Raw genomic sequence first — 16,731 nt, forward strand, 5'->3', positions numbered from 1 at the left:
CGGTGAGAGGAGCACGATGACGGGCCGAAAGCGCTGGTCAACCGAGGAGATCCTGGACGCGGCGGCGGAACTGCTGCGTACGGGCGACGCGGATTCGTTCAGTGTGCGCAAGCTGGCTGCGGCCCTCGGGACCGATTCCTCCAGCCTCTACCGGCACTTCCGCAGCAAGACCGAACTGCTGCGCGCGGTCGCCGACCGGATCCTTCTCGCAGCGATGCACGACCACCGCCCCGAGGGCGACTGGAAGCAGCGCATCACCTCCCTCGCGCTGCACGTGCGGGATGCCTTCGGACGCCAGCCTCAGCTCGCCACGGTCTGGGGACGCTACGCGTCGAGCGGCACCGGCTCCCGGCTGGTCATGGAGGAGATGCTGCAGGCCCTGCGCGCATCGGGGCTGCCGGACGAGGAGATCCCCGCGCGCTACCACCGGATCGCGGTCCTGATCGCCGCGTTGATCGCCTCCGAGGCCGGCGTCAGCACCGTCACCCCCGAGGAGCACGAACAGGGCCTGGAACTGTTCCGCGTGGCGGTTCTGGGAGCCGACCCCGAACGCTTCCCGGCGCTGGCCCACTTCGCGCGCGACGTCCGCCCCCTCGGGGCGGACCGCCGCGCCGCGTTCGAGGAGATCCTCGCCGCTCAGCTCAGCGCCATCGAGGCCGCGGCCCCACGGGGCTGACCGGCCGGCTCGGGGCTGTTCCGGGGGGTGGCCGGGTCCGGTGCGCCGGCCCGGCGGGCGTGCAGCACGTGCGCGTCCAGCGGCAGGGGCCGGTGGCCGACGAGCCGGAGCCCCGCGTCGGCGAGCAGGCGTGCGTAGTGGTCGGCGCGGCGTTCGCGGCCTCCGACGTTGCACAGCATGTGCAGGTCCCAGGCGGTGGCCAGCGAGGGAGAACCGTCGGCGGGCAGAAGACGTTCCACGACGAGCAGGTCCGCGTGGGCGGGCATCGCACGGACGCAGTGGCGCAGGATCTCGCGGCAGCGGTCGTCGTCCCAGTCGTGCAGGACACGGGAGAGGACGTAGACGTCACCGCCGGCCGGCACGTCGGCGAAGTCGCCCGCGCGGTAGTCGCAGCGCGCTCCGCAGCCCGCGGCGTCGAGCCGTCGGCGCGCGGCCTCGACGGCGTGCGGCCGTTCGAGGAGGACACCGCGCAGACGGGGGTGCGCGGTGAGGATCCGGCCGAGGAGCTCGCCGTTCCCGCCGGCGACGTCGACGACGGTCGCGGCAGCGGGGGCCTGGGCCGCGGCGGTGAGGACCGGGTGGGCGGGCAGCGGCTGGAACATCCGTGAACTGGCGGCCATGGACCGGTCGAAGAGGGCCGCGAGTTCGGGGTCACGGGCGAAGTGGTCGAAGTGGTTCTCGCCGAAGAGGTGGTCGAAGGCCGGCTGCCCGGTCCGCACGGCGTGGTCGAGTCCCCCGAAGGACCGGTAGAACGGGCCTCCGTACATCAGGGCCAGCGACCGCATCGACCCGGGCGTGTCCGCGCGGAGCAGGGCGCCGAGTTCGGTCAGACGGAAGCCCCCCTCCTCCTGCCCCTCCTCCCTCTCCTCCTGCCTCTCCTTCGCCTTCTCCTGGCCGGGGTCCTGGGTGACGGCGCCGAGCATCGTGAGGTAGCGCAGGAGTACGGCGAGACTGCGGGGGTGGCTGCCGGTCGGCCGGGCGAGGTCTTCGGCGCGGCGGGCGGTGCGGGTGTCCATGACGTCGGGCAGGCCGAGCCGGGCGAACGTGGCGAGCGCCTGTGTCGTCCACGCGCCGGTGAGGAGATGGAGGAGGGTTTCGGCGGGCTGCCCCGCGTCCTGGCCGGGCCGGTCCAGGTGGGCGGCGAGCGTGCCCCGGTGGTCGCCCCGTGCGTAGAGCTCCAGGCGCTGGTACGCGCAGGCCGAGTCGGGGAGGGTGAAGTAGAGGACCGTGCCGTCCTCGTGCGGGTTGTAGCCACCGCCGTCGGGCCGTGCGCCGTGGCGGGCGAGGATCGAGCACAGGCCGCGCAGGGCCAGTGGATCGGGGTGCTCGGCCTCGAAGGCGAGGTGCGCCTCGTGTTGGCGGGTGCGTTCGTGGGCGGCGATGGGTTCCAGGTCGGACTGCGGGGGCACCATCAGGGCGAACACCTCGACCGCACGCCGTTCGCCGGTGGAGGCGAGCACCTGCGGGCGCAGGATCCGCACGTCGAGCTCGGCCGGGTCGCGCCGGTGGCGCCGGGCGAGGCGTTCGCGGACCACCACGCTGGGGTGGGAGGGGGTGTCCACCGCCAGTCCGCAGTCGGCGAGTTGGGTCCGCAGCCCGTCCGCGTCCGGCGGGAAGAGCAGCAGCCCGGCGTGCGCGAACCGGCAGTGCCCGGCCAGCGCCTGCAGGTCCGGGCCACCCAGGCCGGGCAGGAGGAGGGGCAGGAGGGCGGCGCTGTCGTGCTCGCGGACGAACCGGGCCGCCGCGCTCAGGCAGGCGGTGTCGTCCAGGAGCAACGTTTCGTCGGGGAGGGTGGTCGTCATCGTGGAGGTGTCCTCGGGCCGGTACGGGGCTGGTCAGGGCAGGGCGAAGCGGTCGCGGCGGGGGCGGGGCGCGGTACGGGAAGGGCGTACGGCGTGAGCGGGTACAGGGGTGGTGCGGGAGGTGGTGCAGGGGGCGGTACGCGCGCGGGCTGCCTCGGCGGTCACACCCCGACGTAGTTCTCGGCGAACCAGTCCTGGTGGACGCGCGAGGTGCGCAGCGAGGCGAGCCGGGAACGCTGCAGGGCGGCGTGGAAGAACGATCCGCCGCCCTGGTCCCGGTCGGGGGGCGGCGCGTGCAGGAGCCGGGTCATCCACCCGGTGAACTCCTGCGCCCGCCAGATGTGCGCCAGACACCGGTCCGAGTAGCTGTCGAGCCCTGCGGTGTCGCCCCGGGTGAGGGCGTCCGCGAGGGCCTCGGCCAGGATCTCGGCCTCCAGGACCGCGAGGTTGGCGCCCTTCGCCGCGGCCGGGGCGAGCAGGCTCGCCGCATCCCCGGCCAGGAAGAGCGGGCCGTGCCGCAGCGGTTCGACGACGTCGCAGGTGAGGTCGAAGACCCCGCGTTCCAGGAGGCGTCCCCGCCGCAGCGGGCCGTGGTCCGCCGCGCGCATCCGGACGTCGAGCTCGTCCCAGATCCGCTGCTCGGACCAGGCGTCGGCAGACGCGCCGCGCTGCCACTGGAGGTAGTAGCGGGTGACTTCCGAGGTGCGGGCCATGTGCCCGGCGAAGCCGTGGCCGTGGATGGCGTAGCCGACGGCGTCGAGGCTCGCGGGGGTCTCGGCGAGCAGGCCGAGCCAGGTCACCCCGTGGTCGTACCGGTGGTGGCGGACGGCGTCCGGTGGCAGTGAGCGGCGGGCCGCCCCGTACCGGCCGTCGCAGCCGGCGACGTACCGGGCGGTCCACCGGCCGGGGCTGCCGTCGGGCTCGCGCGTCGTGACGGCCGGCCGGCTGCCGTCGGTGTCACGCACGCCGAGCGCCTCGGTGCGGAAGCGAATGCGTCCGCCGAGGCCGAGGTAGTGGTTCAGGAGGTCCGTGACCAGGTTCTGCTGCGGGTAGACGTGATGCTGCCCGCCCTGGCCGAGAGCTCCGTAGTCGAGGCGGAACCGGCCGTCCTCCGTGCGGAACTCGCACGTGCCGTGGCGGTGGCCGTGTCGGTGCAGGCCGTCGGCGAGGCCGTGGCGGTCCAGGATCCGTACGGTGTTCGGGGCGAGGAACCCGGCGCGGGCCCGGGTCTGGACATGGGTACGGGAAGCACGCTCCAGGATGACGCAGTCGATCCCGGCGGTGTGCAGCAGGACTCCGAGAACGAGCCCGGCGGGTCCGGCACCGAGGACGACCACATCGGCTGATTCCCGTAACGTGCGGGAGGTCTGACTTTCCGTCATAGCGGGTGAAGCATAAGCACGCGAAGATCCACACACCTACGTGAATCATCCCTAGGCGGGAATAGAGTGACAATCGCCCCGGGTGTTGCCGTCCGGTGGCAGCGGGGCCGGAACGCGTTTCGACAGTCGGCCGGTGGTGCGCTCCGGGCGCGCGGAGGCGGACGCGCTCTCCCGCACGTTCCTACCGTGCACCGGCGCACACCAGGCCGTCGGGGTCGTGGAGTGCGGGCACTTCGAGGAGCCGTCGTCCGGCAGTCGCCGCGCCGCCGGGGCTCCCCCGGCGCGGGGGGGCGCACCCCCGGCCGCCGTGGGACCGTCCGGGCCGACGGAGTCGGGAGCTCCGGGGGTGTCGGCGGGTGCGGGGCGGAGCCCGGTCGCGCCGGCCTCCGTGCCGTCCCCGCCCGCATCGTCACCGCGCGCGCCTGGGAGTACGCCTCCCACCGCACCGGCGGACGGCCGGCCGGGCGCTTGCGGAACCGGTCCTCATCCGGTGCGCGGCTTCGACCGCGGCTCATCGGGCCGGGCCGGCGACGACTCCCGCTGCGCCTCGGTTCTCAGCCCGAGCAGTCGGTTCCGCAGCGCCTCCAGCCTGGCGACATCGCCCTCGGCCTCCCGCGTGAAGATCCCGATGGCCGTCACGTAGTCGCTCACGAGCTGCGCCGCGTATTCCACTCCGCCAACGGCGATCGCCTCTTCGATTTGATCCCTGGTCAGGAATCCATGAAAGTTGTTCACTGAACGATCCGGTTCACTCTGTGGGGCGCGTCGGGCTGGTGTTCCCTGCGGGGACGGACGGCCCCTTCCCAGCTGCTGGTCAGCGCGCGGGTTCGGCCACGATCACGGCGGCGACGGAGGTACGCCGGTAGGCCAGTTCGAGGTGGGTGGGACGGGCGGTGGCCGTGAAGCCGGGCAGCTGCTCACCGGCGGGCTGGGGCAGGGCCACGGGGACGAAACCACAGGCGGTCAGACGGTCGAGCCATGTGCGCGTCGGCTCGTGCCGTTCGTAACGCGCGGTCTCGCGGGTGGCACCCACGACGTCCACGATCTCCCGGCCGAAGAACCGCTTCATCTCGCGCTTCTCCCCGTCGCTGGCGCCGGTGGCGTCGATCGCGGCGAAGACCGTGCCGTAGTGGTGCCAGGCGTTGGCCAGCCTGACCCGCAACGGGACGAGGTGGTGATCGCTGTCGGGTTCGCACAGTGCCAGCGCGGCCGGCTCCAGCGCGCGCAGTCTGCGCAGAAGTGCGGCGCGCGCGTCCGGTTCACCCTCCCGGTCCAGCATGTGGTGGAGGGCGAAGGAGGCCGTGACGAGCAGGGGACGGGGCAACCGCTCGATCATCGCCCACACGCTTTCGCCCACGTCCTCGCTCGCGGCGAGGACCGGACGGAAGTCGACCCGGGTCCCTGCGGGTACTTCCGGCCCGCTCATGGCCCGGCCGGCCGCATCGAGGCTCCCTGCGGCGACGTCGACACCTACGACGGTCACGCGCTCCAGCCCCGCGCGGGCCACCAGGTCCACCTCCTGACGGCCCTGACCGATCCCGAGTGCGAGCACGGTGGCCGTCTGCTGGTCCGCGCAGTATTCGAGGAGGGCGTCGTTGGCGAGCTTCCCCGCCCGCAGGAAGGGCAGGTGCTGATGCAGCAGGTAGAACAGGTCGATCTGGGCCATGCCCTCCGTCCGCAGATAGAGATTGGCGGGCCGGTCCCGGCCGAGGCGGGTGGCCAGACCGGCGAGGAAGCAGTCGGCCAGGCCCGGGCCGCCCTCGGAGAACCTGCTCGCTTCCTCCAAGTGCGCGGCCAGTGAACGGAGTTCGCCGGTCTCGGCGGCGATTGCCGCCTTCTGGAGAAGTGAATACACGTCACTCATGTCTTTACACCACATCCTGTGTTGATCGATGTCGCACGCACGAGGAGACCTCAGGACCACCGGCATCACTTCCAGCGCGAAGGACATGGCCGATTCCTTCCTGCCGGGCCTCGGGCGGCTCACAGGGACCGTACGGACTTCAGCGGACGGCCTTCGGGAAGAGGCGCAGTGGCATCGCGCTTTCCCGCCAGCACCGCGTAGAGGATGCCGCTCACCAGCAGTCCCACGACGAACGAGACGTCGGCGCCGTCCATGGCTTCCGCGGCCGGCCCGCGGAAGAAGGTGGTCGAGATGAACGGGACCATGGCGACGAGGCCCGTGACGTACGAGACGAGGCCGCGCCAGGACCAGCGTCCGTAGACGCCCTGGTCGTCGAAGATGTCACGGATCACGTAGTGACCCTTGCGGATGGCGTAGTAGTCGACGAGGTTGACCGCGGTCCACGGGACCAGGAAGTAGAGCATCAGCAGGACGAAGCTGCTGAAGCCGGCCACGTAGTCCTCGGGCAGGGACAGGGCCACCGCGAGGACCACGGCGCCGACGGACAGGACGACGGCGGTCCGCAGACGGCGCGTCGGGCGCTCGCGCCGGAAGGCGTCCACCGCGCTCACCACGGTCAGCATCGCGCCGTAGGTGTTGACGCCCATGACGCTGATCAGGGCCAGAGCCGATACCAGGACGACGAGGGGGCCGAAGCCCGAAACGATGCCGTCACCGGTCCGGAGCAGGCCGCTGACGACATCGTCGGCGGACATGCGGTTGCCTATGAAGGCGCCCAGCGACATCAGCCACACCGCCGAGCCGGCCGCGCCGGCGTAGGTCCACCAGATGACCGAGCGGGCGTCCGCGTCCGCGGGCAGGTACCGGGAGTAGTCCGATACGTAGACGGCGTAGCTGATCTGGTAGCCGGCCGCAGCCGCGAAGACCGTCAGGAACGAGGTCCACGGGCTGCCGGTCGCGGGGGCGACGGCCGGCGCATCCCACCACTGGACGACGACTCCGGCGGTGAGCACCCCGAACACGAGGACGAGGATCCCGGTCAGGACGCGTTGCACGAGGTGGATCAGGTCATGACCCACCAGGGCCAGCACCACCGACACGGCGGCCAGGACGGGGTACCAGAGCCAGGGGCCGCCCCCGACGATCCGGGACAGTCCTTGGGCGGCGAGCACGGTGTTGAAGACGTTGAAGCCCACGTAGACGAAGATGACGGCCGTGAACGGTACGACGGCTCCCCGGACCCCGAACTGGGCCCTGGACTGGATCATCTGAGGCAGGCCCATACGGGGACCCTGGTTGGCGTGGACGGCCATGAAGAACGTGCCGAAGCAGGCACCGAGGACCACGGCCGCCACCGACCGGCCCAGGCCGAGGCCGATCGAGGGGCCGATGAATCCGATGACGAGCGTGGTCAGGACGAAATTGCCGGAGAACCAGAACGGGCCCTGGTGCCAGAGCTTGCCGTGGCGCTCGTCCACGGGGATGTGGTCGATGGACCGCGCCTCGGGGGCGGTCAGCAGGGGGAGACCGCGGCGCGGGGCTTGCAGGTCGTGCACAGGGGGGTCCTTTGCGCTCAGAGCCGGAAAGGGCGGCCGCTCCACGACCGCGTGGCCGGCTGCCTCCGAGAAGCAAACCGGGCACCGGTTCCCCGGCACATGAGCAAGCACTACTCAACCCCTGTGCGCCCGTGGTCCACGGGCCCCGGCTCCTGGGTCCCCTGTGCCGGAGGACGAGCACTGCGGGTGTGCGACGGACAGCCGACGGCGGCCCGTTCGGCGAAACGCCCGGCGATGTTCCAAGCGGCCGCATCCTGGATGTCTGGTTCGCTGATCTCGACGGCTTCCCGGTGGAAATCCACGAACAGCGCCACTGGCTCCATGTCATCGATCCCGTGGAACGACACATGGCCCGCACCGCCGGACTCCTTGGCGGCAGTCGCCGCAAGAATCAGGGGAAGGCGGTACTCGCCGTAGGTGTCGTAGTCGCGGAAGGCCCCGCTGATCACGATATCGCCGTGATGGTGCAACGACATGGAGTGAACCTGCAGCAGGCTCGGGGCCGGGTTGACGCGCAGGTGATCCAGCAGGGCCTCGACGCGGGAGTCCCGCCTCAGCTTTCGGGTCTCCCTGAGGTAGATGCCCGGATGTCCCTCGTCACCCACCGCAGGCATCCACTCCGCGATGTCTTCCTCCGTGATCTCGTGGCCGGCACTCCGGAGTTCGCCCAGTGCTTCTTCCAGGGTCGAGGCATCCTCGATGACGAGATCCGTCAGCAGGTCCTCGTCGAACGGATCGAACCTTTCCGAGAACCGGGGAAGGGTTTCCAGTCGTGTCCGCTGCTCGATGAGGATCTGCCGGCGCCACGCCTCGAATTCCTCAGCGGAGGCAAAGGTGAGTTGCATCTGGAATTTGATGCCGAATGCCATGCTTCGTTCTCCCTGTTTCCTGTGGTCCTTTCGGCGCGCAGACGCCACCGTGCGCGCCCCGAAGGCTCGGCGGGGGTGGAGAACCGGTCCCACTCCCCTTCGGATATGATCCACCCGAGCCGTGGATGTGCCGTCCGCTCTGCCGACGCCACAACCCAGTGCCCGTCACCTGACTGACGGCAGGTCATCCCGCGCTCATCACCTACGCCCGCAGCGGGCCGCCGCCCGGCCTTGCATGCACTCCGCAATCCAGGTGTGGCGCAGCGTGTTCATTCAGCCTGTTGTGTCGACTTCTCCTCCGGTCCTGTTCTTCGGCTACGTGAAAACGAGAACTGCCGCACGAGGACTGCCGCACGAGAAAGTCGCGGGCCAGGGCGGGCGGGCAGGGTCGACCGACGGGGGCAGAGGAATGAAGCGAGACGGCGTGCTGCGGCGTTGGCCGCTTGTCGGCCGCGAGGGCGAGCTGAAGGATTTCGACGAGGTCCTGTCGGAAACCCGCAGCGCCGGGTTCCTGGTATTCGGGCCGGCCGGAGTGGGCAAGTCCCGGCTGGCCGAGGAGTGTCTGGACCGTGCGGCCGTGCTCGGGCACCGGGTCGGCAGGGCGGTCGCCACCGCGGCGGCGGCCTCGGTTCCCCTGGGGGCCATCGCCCACCTGCTGCCCGACGGCGTCGATCTGTCCGACCCGGTCTCGGGATTCGCCCACGTGGCCCGGCTGCTGTCACAGCCGGGCACGGCGAGGCCCCGCACGGTGATCCTGGTCGATGACGTCCACCTGCTCGACGCGACTTCGGCGATGCTGTTGCGGCAGTTGATGGACGCCGGGGTGGTCTTCCTGGTGGGAACGGTTCGGTCGGGTGAAGGCCAGGCGCTGGCGGTGGCCGCGCTCGGGCACGGCGACGCCGTGCGGCAGGTGGACCTCGCCGGATTCACCCGTGAGCAGGTCGTGACCGTGCTGGAGCGGGTCCTGGAGGGGCCTGTCGGGAGGAGCGCGGTCAACCACCTGCTGACCAGCAGTGGCGGCAATCCCCTCTACCTGCGGGAGTTGGTGGTGGGGGCGGTGGCGGCGGGAGTGCTGACGTGTGACGGCGAGATCTGGGACATGACCGCGGACCGCCTGCCGGGTACCCGGCGCCTGACCGATCTGATCGGGTCCCGGCTCTCCGTCGCCCCACCCGCCGGCCGCCAGGTGCTGAACGTGCTGTCCCTGTGCGAGCCGCTGTCCCTCGGCCACCTGGAAAAGGAAGCCGAACCGCACGTGCTGGGCGCATTGGAGCAGTTGGGACTGATCGTCGTCGTCCAGGAGGAACGGCGCTCAGCGGTCCGGCTCGCCCACCCCCTCTACGGCGAGGTGCTGCGCGCGGACATGACCGCCCAGTGCCGCAGGGACACCTTGCTCCGGCAGGTCCACCTGCTGAAGCAGAGCGGGGCCCGTCGCAGGGAAGACGCGGTCCACCTCGCCACCTACAAGCTCGCGGCCACGGGCACCGCCAACCCGGCTCTGCTCGTCCGCGCGGCGGTCCTGGCCGCTCACGCCCGCGAGTACCCCCGTGCGCTCGGTCTCCTGCGGGCGATACCGCAGCAGCACCAGAGCTTCCAGGTCCAGTTGCTGCTGGGCAAGACGCTGTACGAGGCCGGTGACTACCAGCAGGCCGATCACGTGCTGTCCCAGGCCGACGCCATGGCCTCGACCGAGGAGGAAGTCCTGTCCGCGCTGCCGGTCCGGACACAGAACCTCCTGTGGGGGCTGGGCACACCCTACGCAGAGGTCCTCGACGTCATCGGGGCCGCCCGTGACCGCGTCACCAGTCCGCTCGGCCGCCGGGCCCTGCTGCTCAACGAGGCCGCCACGGCGCTCACCGTCGGCAACGTCAGGCGCAGCCTCGCCCTGACCGCGGACCTCGAACCGGAGGGCACGCACGCACCGGATGCCCAGGCATGGCTGTGGGCCGCCTTGACCAGGTCCACCGCCCTCTCGGTCACGGGTCGCGGCGAGGAGGCCGAGGGCTGGATCCGCCGCGCCATGGCCTTCGGCTCGGCTGCCGGCGAACCCGACTCACCGGCCACGCACGAGGTGAGCCACTGGGCGGTTCTCGTCCTGGCCCTGGCGGAGAGCGGTCGCCTCGCCGAGGCCCAGGAGGTGGGCGCGCGGGCGTTCGGGGACGTCACGGACGCGAGTGCGAGCGCAGACCGTCGGCTGCTGGCCTTCTATCTGGCTCGTGGCGCATGGTATGCCGGACACCCCGCCCGGGCGCGGCGCTGGTTCGCGGAGGTGGCCCGGGCGTCCCGCCCGCACACTCCGGTCGTGCTGTCGATGGCGCTGGCGGGTGTGGCGGCCGCCGCCGCCCTGCAGGGAGACTGCGAAGCGGCGGAAACGGCCCTGGCCGAACGCGACAGGCTGCCCGCCGCGGGGTACTTCCCCGAGGAGCGGCTCGGCGAAGCCTGGCTGTACGTCGCCCGCGGTGAGCTGACCCGCGCGCGAGCGGTTCTGACGGCGGCCGCCGGGGAGGCGTACGAGCGCGGGGAGACCGCGTCCGAAGCGATCCTGCTGACCGATCTCGTCCGGCTCGGGAAGCCCGGAGAAGCCGGGGAAGCCGGCGTGGCCAGGGCGGCCGCCAAGCGGCTGACCGAGATCGCGCGGGAGTGCACCGGCCCCTTCCACCGGTCCCGCGCGGATCTGGCTGTCGCGTGGTCCACGCGCGACCCCGAGGGGCTGCTCGCCGCCTCGGACGCACTGGAGGCCATGGGGGCGGACCTGCTGGCGGCTGAGGCGGCGAGCACCGCCGCTTCCCTCCTGAGAGCGGCGGGGCAGACCCGTCGGGCCAGCGCCGCCGCCGTCCGCGCCGAGGATCTCGCCGAACGCTGCGAGGGGGCGAGGACCCCGGCTCTCGTGGTCTGTGAGGCTGTCGTACAGCTCACCGGGAGAGAGCGCGAGATCGGGCTGCTCGCCTCCCGGGGCATGCTCAGCAAGGACATCGCCGCCGCGCTCACCATTTCGGTGCGCACGGTCGACAACCACCTGCAGCGCGTCTACAACAAGCTCGGCATCACCACGCGGGGGGAGCTGGCCGACCGACTGCTGCCCTGACCCCCGCGCGGGTGCGTCAGGCGTGCCGGGTCGCGGTGAGCATGCCACGGAACACCTGCACGAATTCCCGGCCGACCGCGCTGTCGTCGAGGGGGAAGGGGTAGCTCGACGACTCGATGGAATCCAGCCACGCCGACCTCACGTAGACCTCGCGCGCTCCCGTACCGTCCTCCGGGCGGGACGGCTCCGTCACCATCGTCTGCTGCAGCCTCCCCACGAGGGCGACCCCGCGCCCTTCGGTGTGCACTATCAGGACGATGACCAGGTTCTCGGTGAGAACGCACGCCTCGACCACGGGAGGCGGTCCGGCGAACGAACTACCGCGCGGGAGCACGCCCTCGTCCGCATACCGCGTTTCGCAGCACAGCTTGGTCGCTGCGCGCAGGTCCCCCAGCGAGTACGCGTGCACCGTGTCCTCCAGCAGGGGAAGGAGGCGTTGATCGAGATCGGTGATGCGGCACAGCCTGGTCCGGCGCTCTCTCGGCTCCCCGCCGGCGACGGCATGCAGCGCCAACTGCCCGAACAGGGAGGAAATGGAGAACCTGGCGAGGACGAACGTGAACGACAGCCCTGCGACGATGCATACCAACCCCATGAGCACTTGGGTCGTTTCGCCGCCCGTGATCCCTGACGCCAGGAATCCCAGCCCTGCCGCGGCGACGGACGCAGAGCCCATCACGGTGATCCCGCGCACGGCGAGAACGATCGATACGAGCAGGCTCAGGGTGAAGACTGCGGCCGTCCAGACGACGGGCCACATCGAAAGGGCCACCGAAGGGCTGTTCATGAGGGAGAACATCGAATACGCGGAGAACATCTCTCCCAAGAGGGCTGCCGCTGCCAGAACCGCAACAGAAGACTTTCTCTTCAGCATGACGGAAACGCACTCCTTGGGTCGTTCTGAAATCCCTGGCGCGGTGGGACGAGGTGAGACGCCAGGTGCTGGTTCAAAGTCTTGTGCGTATGCGGCCGGGTGTCGTGAGCAACGCCTACTCAGCTGGATCCACCCGGCGGTGTTCTCCCCGGTGAGCCGCCTCACCGCCCGGCCGACGCCGCCATGAGCCGGCGCGCGGTGTTCCGCAGCTCGTCGCTGAAGGCGAGGGGCTGCAGCGTTTCCGGGTCGATCCGGACCTGCACCCGATGGCCGTGGGCATGAACACGGCGGCCCTCCGCGGACCGCACCTGGAACTCGTACGTCACGCTCGTACGGCCGAGCCGGGATATCCGGAACCACACGCCCACGTCCCCCGTGCCCCGAATCGGTTCCTCGTACGTGACGAGGAATTCACGCACGACGAGATGGGTGTCCCGATACCGTGAGCGACCGGGGTCCGCACTCCATCCCTGCTCCTGCCAAAAGGCTGTGACGGCTCGCTCGACGAAGAGCGCATGGCGTGAGTTGTGCACCATTCCCAGAAAATCCAGATCGTCGAGATGGATCTGGACCCGCTGGGTGCATCCCACTTCGGCGGGCGGTTCCTGCATGACCTGTTCCCCTTGCTGTCCGGTCGTCGGCGTCCTATACGAAGCGACGCCCGGTCGCAGTGAACACGACTGCCGAGTGGTCCGCATGAGTAGTCGATGCTCAACGCGACGGACCGGTTGCAAGTCCGAACGCCGGACCGGAAACCGGCTATGGTGACCGGCATGCATTCGATCGAATTTCGCACGGTTCCCCACTCCTGCGGTGGGCAAGGCCGGGGTGAAACTCCCCCCGTTCTGGAATTCTCGGTGGACGGGATTCCGTTCCTGGAACTGGTGCGCAGGGCGGAGCTTCCCGATGCGCTCGCGGAACAGGAGGAGCGAGCCGCGGAGTTCGCACCGGATCCCTCTCCGCTGCTCGCCGGCGCGTACACGTATCCGACCCCGCTGTCCGTCGGACACCTGCTGGGCACCGAACCCGACAGCGTGCCCCACGGCACCGGGCCGGGCGACATGCTGCTGTTGTCGTGCACGTGCGGAATCGACGACTGCTGGGCGCTGACGGCGCACATCACCGTCACGGACACCACCGTGACCTGGTCGGGCTTCCGCAACAACTCCCGGGACTGGAACCACGACGCCCTCGGCGTCCTGGCCTTCTCCCGCTCGCAGTACGAACGTTCGCTCCGCGCGGCCCTGGGCGCCCTGTCGGCAGCCCGGGACTGACGCATCAACGGACGCTGGCGGGCGCCGGCGTCGCCGCAGGCTCGGCGGGACGTCCAGGCGCGGCTGCCCGAAGCGGGCCGCACCGACGCGGCCACACGGCGACGCGTCGGGCTGCCAGGGGTCGAAGGCTCCCCCGCGCCCGCGCTGCGGGGCCGGCCACCACCCGCGGTGGCGGCCGGCCCCGGCACGACGGGGGGCCGCAGCGTCAGAACGCGTAGAGGGCGTTGCCGTTCAGAGTCGCGGACATCACGCACTCGTTGCGGAAGGTGTGCTTCCATTCAATGCGGTCACCGTTCCACACACCGTCCGCGGTGATGGTGACGCGGTCCTTGCGCCTGGGGCAGGCCCGGCCCCGGTCCGGGGTGGCCAACAGCCGGTCGAACTCGCCGTCCACGGCGTTGAGGGCGTCACACGCGGCCCGGCGGTCGGGGTGCGTGCCCTCGGCGGTGTAGGCACAGCTGAGGACGGCCGCCCGTAACACCGTGCCCGTGGTGGCGTCGCCCCCCTGAGTGACGGTGAAGACCATTGCGGAGGGTCCGTGCGAGCTCGCGGGGCTCGCTTCCGCCAGGCCCGCGGTGCCGGCGAGGCAGAGGAGAGCGGCGGCGGAAACAGTGGCGAAGCGATGACGCATGACAAGGCCCACTTTCGATTCGAAGGTTGTTTGGCGCGCCAGAACTTTCATGTGTCGCCCAACTGGGGCTGAGCCTGCCAGGCATGAAGGCCTCCCGCACATGGGCGGTCGATTTACGGACAGTCCGTTCGCATGCCGGTGATCCGAAGGGTGTTCGCGCAGCTCCCGCCGGGTGCCCGCAGGCCCGCACCACGGAGCTGCGCGGCGGACCGACCCCTGCGACGCGGCCTCTCGCACCTGCGGCCCAGGTGACGGCCACGCACGTTTCATGCGACGGCCCGCCAGGGTGACCGGATCGCTACGGTGAGGAGCCGGCTCGTCGGCTCCGAGGATCCGCGGACCATGCCGCCCCCACGCGAAGGCCGCCTCACCGTCGGGCGAGGCGGCCTTCGCGCGCCTGGGGCATCACCGCATCACGGCATGACCGCAACACGACGTCACCGCATCACGGCATCGGGGCCGGCCGGTCACCTCTTCACCCCTTCAGCCGACGGCCGATCTCCTCCGTCATCCGGCGCTGGAGTTCGGCCAGCTGCTCGTTCGTATAGGCCGTCAGATCGCCCGGGTCCCCCGGGTTCTTCGCACCCTCCTGCTGCTGTTTCTGCTGCTCCCTGCGTTTGAGCTCCTGCTCCTCGGGCGATCCGGGCACCACGTACGCGCACCGGATGAGCGCTCCGTCGGCGGCCTTCAGGCAGGTCGCCTCACGTCCGCCGACCTGGCCCTTCCCCTCCACGCGGTAGCGGACGTTCTGCTCGCTGCCCACGGTGGCCGTCCACGTTCCGCCCCCGGTGGGGACGACCTCGAACACCTGGTCGTCGTTGTAGCAGCAGACGTCCCGGTACTCCGCCTTGATCAGGGCGACGAGTGCCTTCGGCGAGGACCACGCCGGATCGAGGCGATGGACCGTCATCGGCGCCAGCCCGCCGCCCTGGTGGCGGGTGGGCACCGTCGACACGGCCACGACCGAACTGGCCTCCCCCTGCGGGGTGAGCGGGGTGACGTACGCGCTGTGCCCGGCCTCGTCGGCGTACCGCATGGTGAACTCGGACTCGTTGCCCTCGTTGGCGCCGTCCTCGGAGGCGTCCCACCCGCTGCGCTCGAACCACCAGTCGCTGAAGCCGCCCACCGCGGCCGTCCCTTCCCGCTGGCGGGCCGCCAGGCTGATCGGATAGGACGGGCCCGGAACGGCGGAGGTGTCGGTGGTGATCGTGAGCTTTCCGGTCCGCCCGTCGTAGAGCGCGACTCCGGCGGGCCGCTCGGTCACCACGAGGAACCCGGTCTGGCGCTTGAGCGGTACGACGACCACCGGTGCGCCGCCCGAGCAGGTCACGTAGGCGTCGTCGGCCTCGAACCGGACCCAGCGCTTCTCGGCCGAGATCTTCCTCCCGAGGTTGTGGGTGAACCAGCCGCTGATCCTCGCGTCCGCCTTCGACACGTCGAACGGACAGCGCTCCTGGCTGCGGCTCTCGCCGCCGAGGGGCACGTCCTGCACGAGGCCGACCTCGTACCCGGCCAGCCAGCCGCGCCGCTCGACGAGGGTGGCGAACCGGTCCGAGTCGGGCAGGTAGGTGATGTCGGAGATCTCACCGGTGACGTCGCCCAGGTGCGGAGCGGCCTGCGCCTTGCCTGCCACGTACGGCACCCGGGCCGCCAGGGCGGGCACGGGCTCCGTCACGACCCGCGCCGTGGCCATGTACGCACGGTCCTGCAGGTACGAGCCGTACACCAGCCAGCCGACGGTCAGGCCCAGCCCGACGACGGCGCCCAGGCAGCCGAGGGCGGCGGCCGCGTTCCCGACACCCGCACCGCGCCCCGCCCGCCGCCGCAGCCAGCCCACCAGCACCATGACCACCACGACGACCGCCGCGGTCAGCAGGGGCAGGGCGAACCAGGCGAAGAGCTTGCGCAACTCCCAGACCACGACAGTGGTGTAGTACGAGGCGTACCACAGCACGAACCCCACCGGCAGAACCACGATCCCCACACGCAGTACCCGACCCACAGCGCCCCCCACCCCTCGGCCCCACGTCCGTGCGTCCGATTCTCCACCCCGGGCCGGACCGTGTCACCGGCTCGCCCGGAGGCACCGGATTCCGCTGACCGCCCCGCCGTCGTGGGGCTACTGTACGAGTACACCGAGTTGCGCACGGTCACCCGAGGAGGAATCCTGTGCCATCGCCCTGTGACTCCCAGTACGCCGCCGTCGGCGACGTGGGTGCGGCACTCATGATGATCGACTCACGGCTGAAGGCCATCTATTCCGGCAAGTCCGGGACCGACCCCGAACAGCAGCAGCTGGTCGAGCAGTTCACCGCGTCACTGGGCCCCGAGGAGGCCGAGGACCTGGTGGACGGTGCGTGCACGCTCATCTACATGTTCGTGCAGTGGCTGCGGATGGCCCACGAGGACCAGGGCAGTGACGTCATCGAGTACGTGGTGCCCAGCTTCGTGGCCTCGATGCGCATGATGCCCAGAAGCGTGCGCCCCGAGGTCATCCCCACCATGGTCGGCCTGGTCGTCGCGGCCGCCACCGGGCTGAGCCCCAACCTGTGGCGCAAGCAGTACGGCGACTGGACCGGGGACGAGATGAACTCCCTGGAGGCCACGGCCCTGCTGCTCGCGGAGCACATCAACCGGATCACCGGAGACCGGGATTTCGCCACGCGTATGGTCACCGACGCCTTGTCGCGCGCGGACGAGGACTGACCCGCGGCGTCT

Annotated in this window: 14 protein-coding genes; 4 read left to right on the forward strand and 10 right to left on the reverse strand. The window is 70.8% G+C overall.

The features are described from left to right. The first annotated feature begins 16 nt into the window (after positions 1-16). Positions 17-676 (forward strand): TetR/AcrR family transcriptional regulator, encoded by a 660-nt coding sequence (locus tag DEJ51_RS00170; RefSeq protein WP_150255177.1) that lies wholly within the window; start codon positions 17-19, stop codon positions 674-676. Here DEJ51_RS00170 and DEJ51_RS00175 read toward each other — a convergent pair. The 6 genes from DEJ51_RS00175 to DEJ51_RS00200 form a co-directional block, all read right to left on the reverse strand. Next, positions 637-2,478 (reverse strand): methyltransferase, encoded by a 1,842-nt coding sequence (locus DEJ51_RS00175; RefSeq protein ID WP_150255178.1) that lies wholly within the window; start codon positions 2,476-2,478, stop codon positions 637-639. The genes DEJ51_RS00170 and DEJ51_RS00175 overlap by 40 nt on opposite strands. Positions 2,479-2,639: 161 nt before the next feature. Further along, positions 2,640-3,860, reverse strand: coding sequence for a 4-hydroxybenzoate 3-monooxygenase (locus DEJ51_RS00180; RefSeq protein WP_190620085.1), 1,221 nt, complete (start codon positions 3,858-3,860; stop codon positions 2,640-2,642). A gap of 483 nt (positions 3,861-4,343) precedes the next feature. Further along, positions 4,344-4,595, reverse strand: coding sequence for a hypothetical protein (locus tag DEJ51_RS00185; RefSeq protein WP_150255180.1), 252 nt, complete (start codon positions 4,593-4,595; stop codon positions 4,344-4,346). Positions 4,596-4,674: 79 nt separating this feature from the next. Then, a complete protein-coding gene (locus tag DEJ51_RS00190; protein ID WP_190620087.1) occupies positions 4,675-5,724 on the reverse strand; it encodes a GRAS family protein in 1,050 nt (349 codons plus the stop codon). 119 nt (positions 5,725-5,843) lie between these two features. After that, a complete protein-coding gene (locus tag DEJ51_RS00195; RefSeq protein WP_223835579.1) occupies positions 5,844-7,280 on the reverse strand; it encodes a purine-cytosine permease family protein in 1,437 nt (478 codons plus the stop codon). A 110-nt stretch (positions 7,281-7,390) separates the two neighbouring features. After that, a complete protein-coding gene (locus DEJ51_RS00200) occupies positions 7,391-8,149 on the reverse strand; it encodes a hypothetical protein (RefSeq protein ID WP_150255184.1) in 759 nt (252 codons plus the stop codon). A gap of 409 nt (positions 8,150-8,558) precedes the next feature. Here DEJ51_RS00200 and DEJ51_RS00205 point away from each other — a divergent pair, with 409 nt between their 5' ends. After that, the gene (locus DEJ51_RS00205) at positions 8,559-11,234 is read left to right on the forward strand and encodes an AAA family ATPase (protein WP_150255185.1); all 2,676 of its coding nucleotides are present in this window, start codon (positions 8,559-8,561) and stop codon (positions 11,232-11,234) included. A gap of 16 nt (positions 11,235-11,250) precedes the next feature. Here the strand turns inward: DEJ51_RS00205 and DEJ51_RS00210 are convergent, their stop codons facing one another. Next, the gene (locus DEJ51_RS00210) at positions 11,251-12,108 is read right to left on the reverse strand and encodes a hypothetical protein (RefSeq protein WP_150255187.1); all 858 of its coding nucleotides are present in this window, start codon (positions 12,106-12,108) and stop codon (positions 11,251-11,253) included. A 161-nt stretch (positions 12,109-12,269) separates the two neighbouring features. Then, on the reverse strand, positions 12,270-12,719 hold the full coding sequence (locus DEJ51_RS00215; RefSeq protein ID WP_150255189.1) for an acyl-CoA thioesterase: 450 nt from the start codon (positions 12,717-12,719) through the stop codon (positions 12,270-12,272). Between the two features lie 246 nt (positions 12,720-12,965). On the opposite strand from DEJ51_RS00215, the gene DEJ51_RS00220 reads away from it, so the two are divergent. Further along, positions 12,966-13,382 (forward strand): hypothetical protein, encoded by a 417-nt coding sequence (locus tag DEJ51_RS00220; RefSeq protein WP_150255190.1) that lies wholly within the window; start codon positions 12,966-12,968, stop codon positions 13,380-13,382. Between the two features lie 205 nt (positions 13,383-13,587). On the opposite strand, the gene DEJ51_RS00225 is transcribed toward DEJ51_RS00220, so the two are convergent. After that, on the reverse strand, positions 13,588-14,013 hold the full coding sequence (locus DEJ51_RS00225) for an SSI family serine proteinase inhibitor (protein ID WP_150255192.1): 426 nt from the start codon (positions 14,011-14,013) through the stop codon (positions 13,588-13,590). Positions 14,014-14,488: 475 nt separating this feature from the next. Further along, entirely contained in the window at positions 14,489-15,997 is a 1,509-nt protein-coding gene (locus DEJ51_RS00230; RefSeq protein ID WP_223835580.1) for a hypothetical protein, read from the reverse strand. 185 nt (positions 15,998-16,182) lie between these two features. On the opposite strand from DEJ51_RS00230, the gene DEJ51_RS00235 reads away from it, so the two are divergent. Beyond that, positions 16,183-16,719: a hypothetical protein gene (locus DEJ51_RS00235; protein WP_150255195.1), complete on the forward strand. Its 537-nt coding sequence runs from the start codon at positions 16,183-16,185 to the stop codon at positions 16,717-16,719. Positions 16,720-16,731: the final 12 nt, after the last annotated feature.

Origin of the sequence: Streptomyces venezuelae (assembly GCF_008642275.1) — a bacterium.
GTDB lineage: Bacteria > Actinomycetota > Actinomycetes > Streptomycetales > Streptomycetaceae > Streptomyces > Streptomyces venezuelae_E.

Bases quoted from the DNA above. Each gene is read 5' to 3' on its own strand.
- DEJ51_RS00200 (WP_150255184.1), bottom strand. From the start codon at position 8,149: ATGGCATTCGGCATCAAATTCCAGATGCAACTCACCTTTGCCTCCGCT.
- DEJ51_RS00190 (WP_190620087.1), bottom strand. From the start codon at position 5,724: ATGAGTGACGTGTATTCACTTCTCCAGAAGGCGGCAATCGCCGCCGAG.
- DEJ51_RS00180 (WP_190620085.1), bottom strand. From the start codon at position 3,860: ATGACGGAAAGTCAGACCTCCCGCACGTTACGGGAATCAGCCGATGTG.
- DEJ51_RS00215 (WP_150255189.1), bottom strand. From the start codon at position 12,719: ATGCAGGAACCGCCCGCCGAAGTGGGATGCACCCAGCGGGTCCAGATC.
- DEJ51_RS00170 (WP_150255177.1), top strand. From the start codon at position 17: ATGACGGGCCGAAAGCGCTGGTCAACCGAGGAGATCCTGGACGCGGCG.
- DEJ51_RS00225 (WP_150255192.1), bottom strand. From the start codon at position 14,013: ATGCGTCATCGCTTCGCCACTGTTTCCGCCGCCGCTCTCCTCTGCCTC.
- DEJ51_RS00210 (WP_150255187.1), bottom strand. From the start codon at position 12,108: ATGCTGAAGAGAAAGTCTTCTGTTGCGGTTCTGGCAGCGGCAGCCCTC.
- DEJ51_RS00205 (WP_150255185.1), top strand. From the start codon at position 8,559: ATGAAGCGAGACGGCGTGCTGCGGCGTTGGCCGCTTGTCGGCCGCGAG.
- DEJ51_RS00175 (WP_150255178.1), bottom strand. From the start codon at position 2,478: ATGACGACCACCCTCCCCGACGAAACGTTGCTCCTGGACGACACCGCC.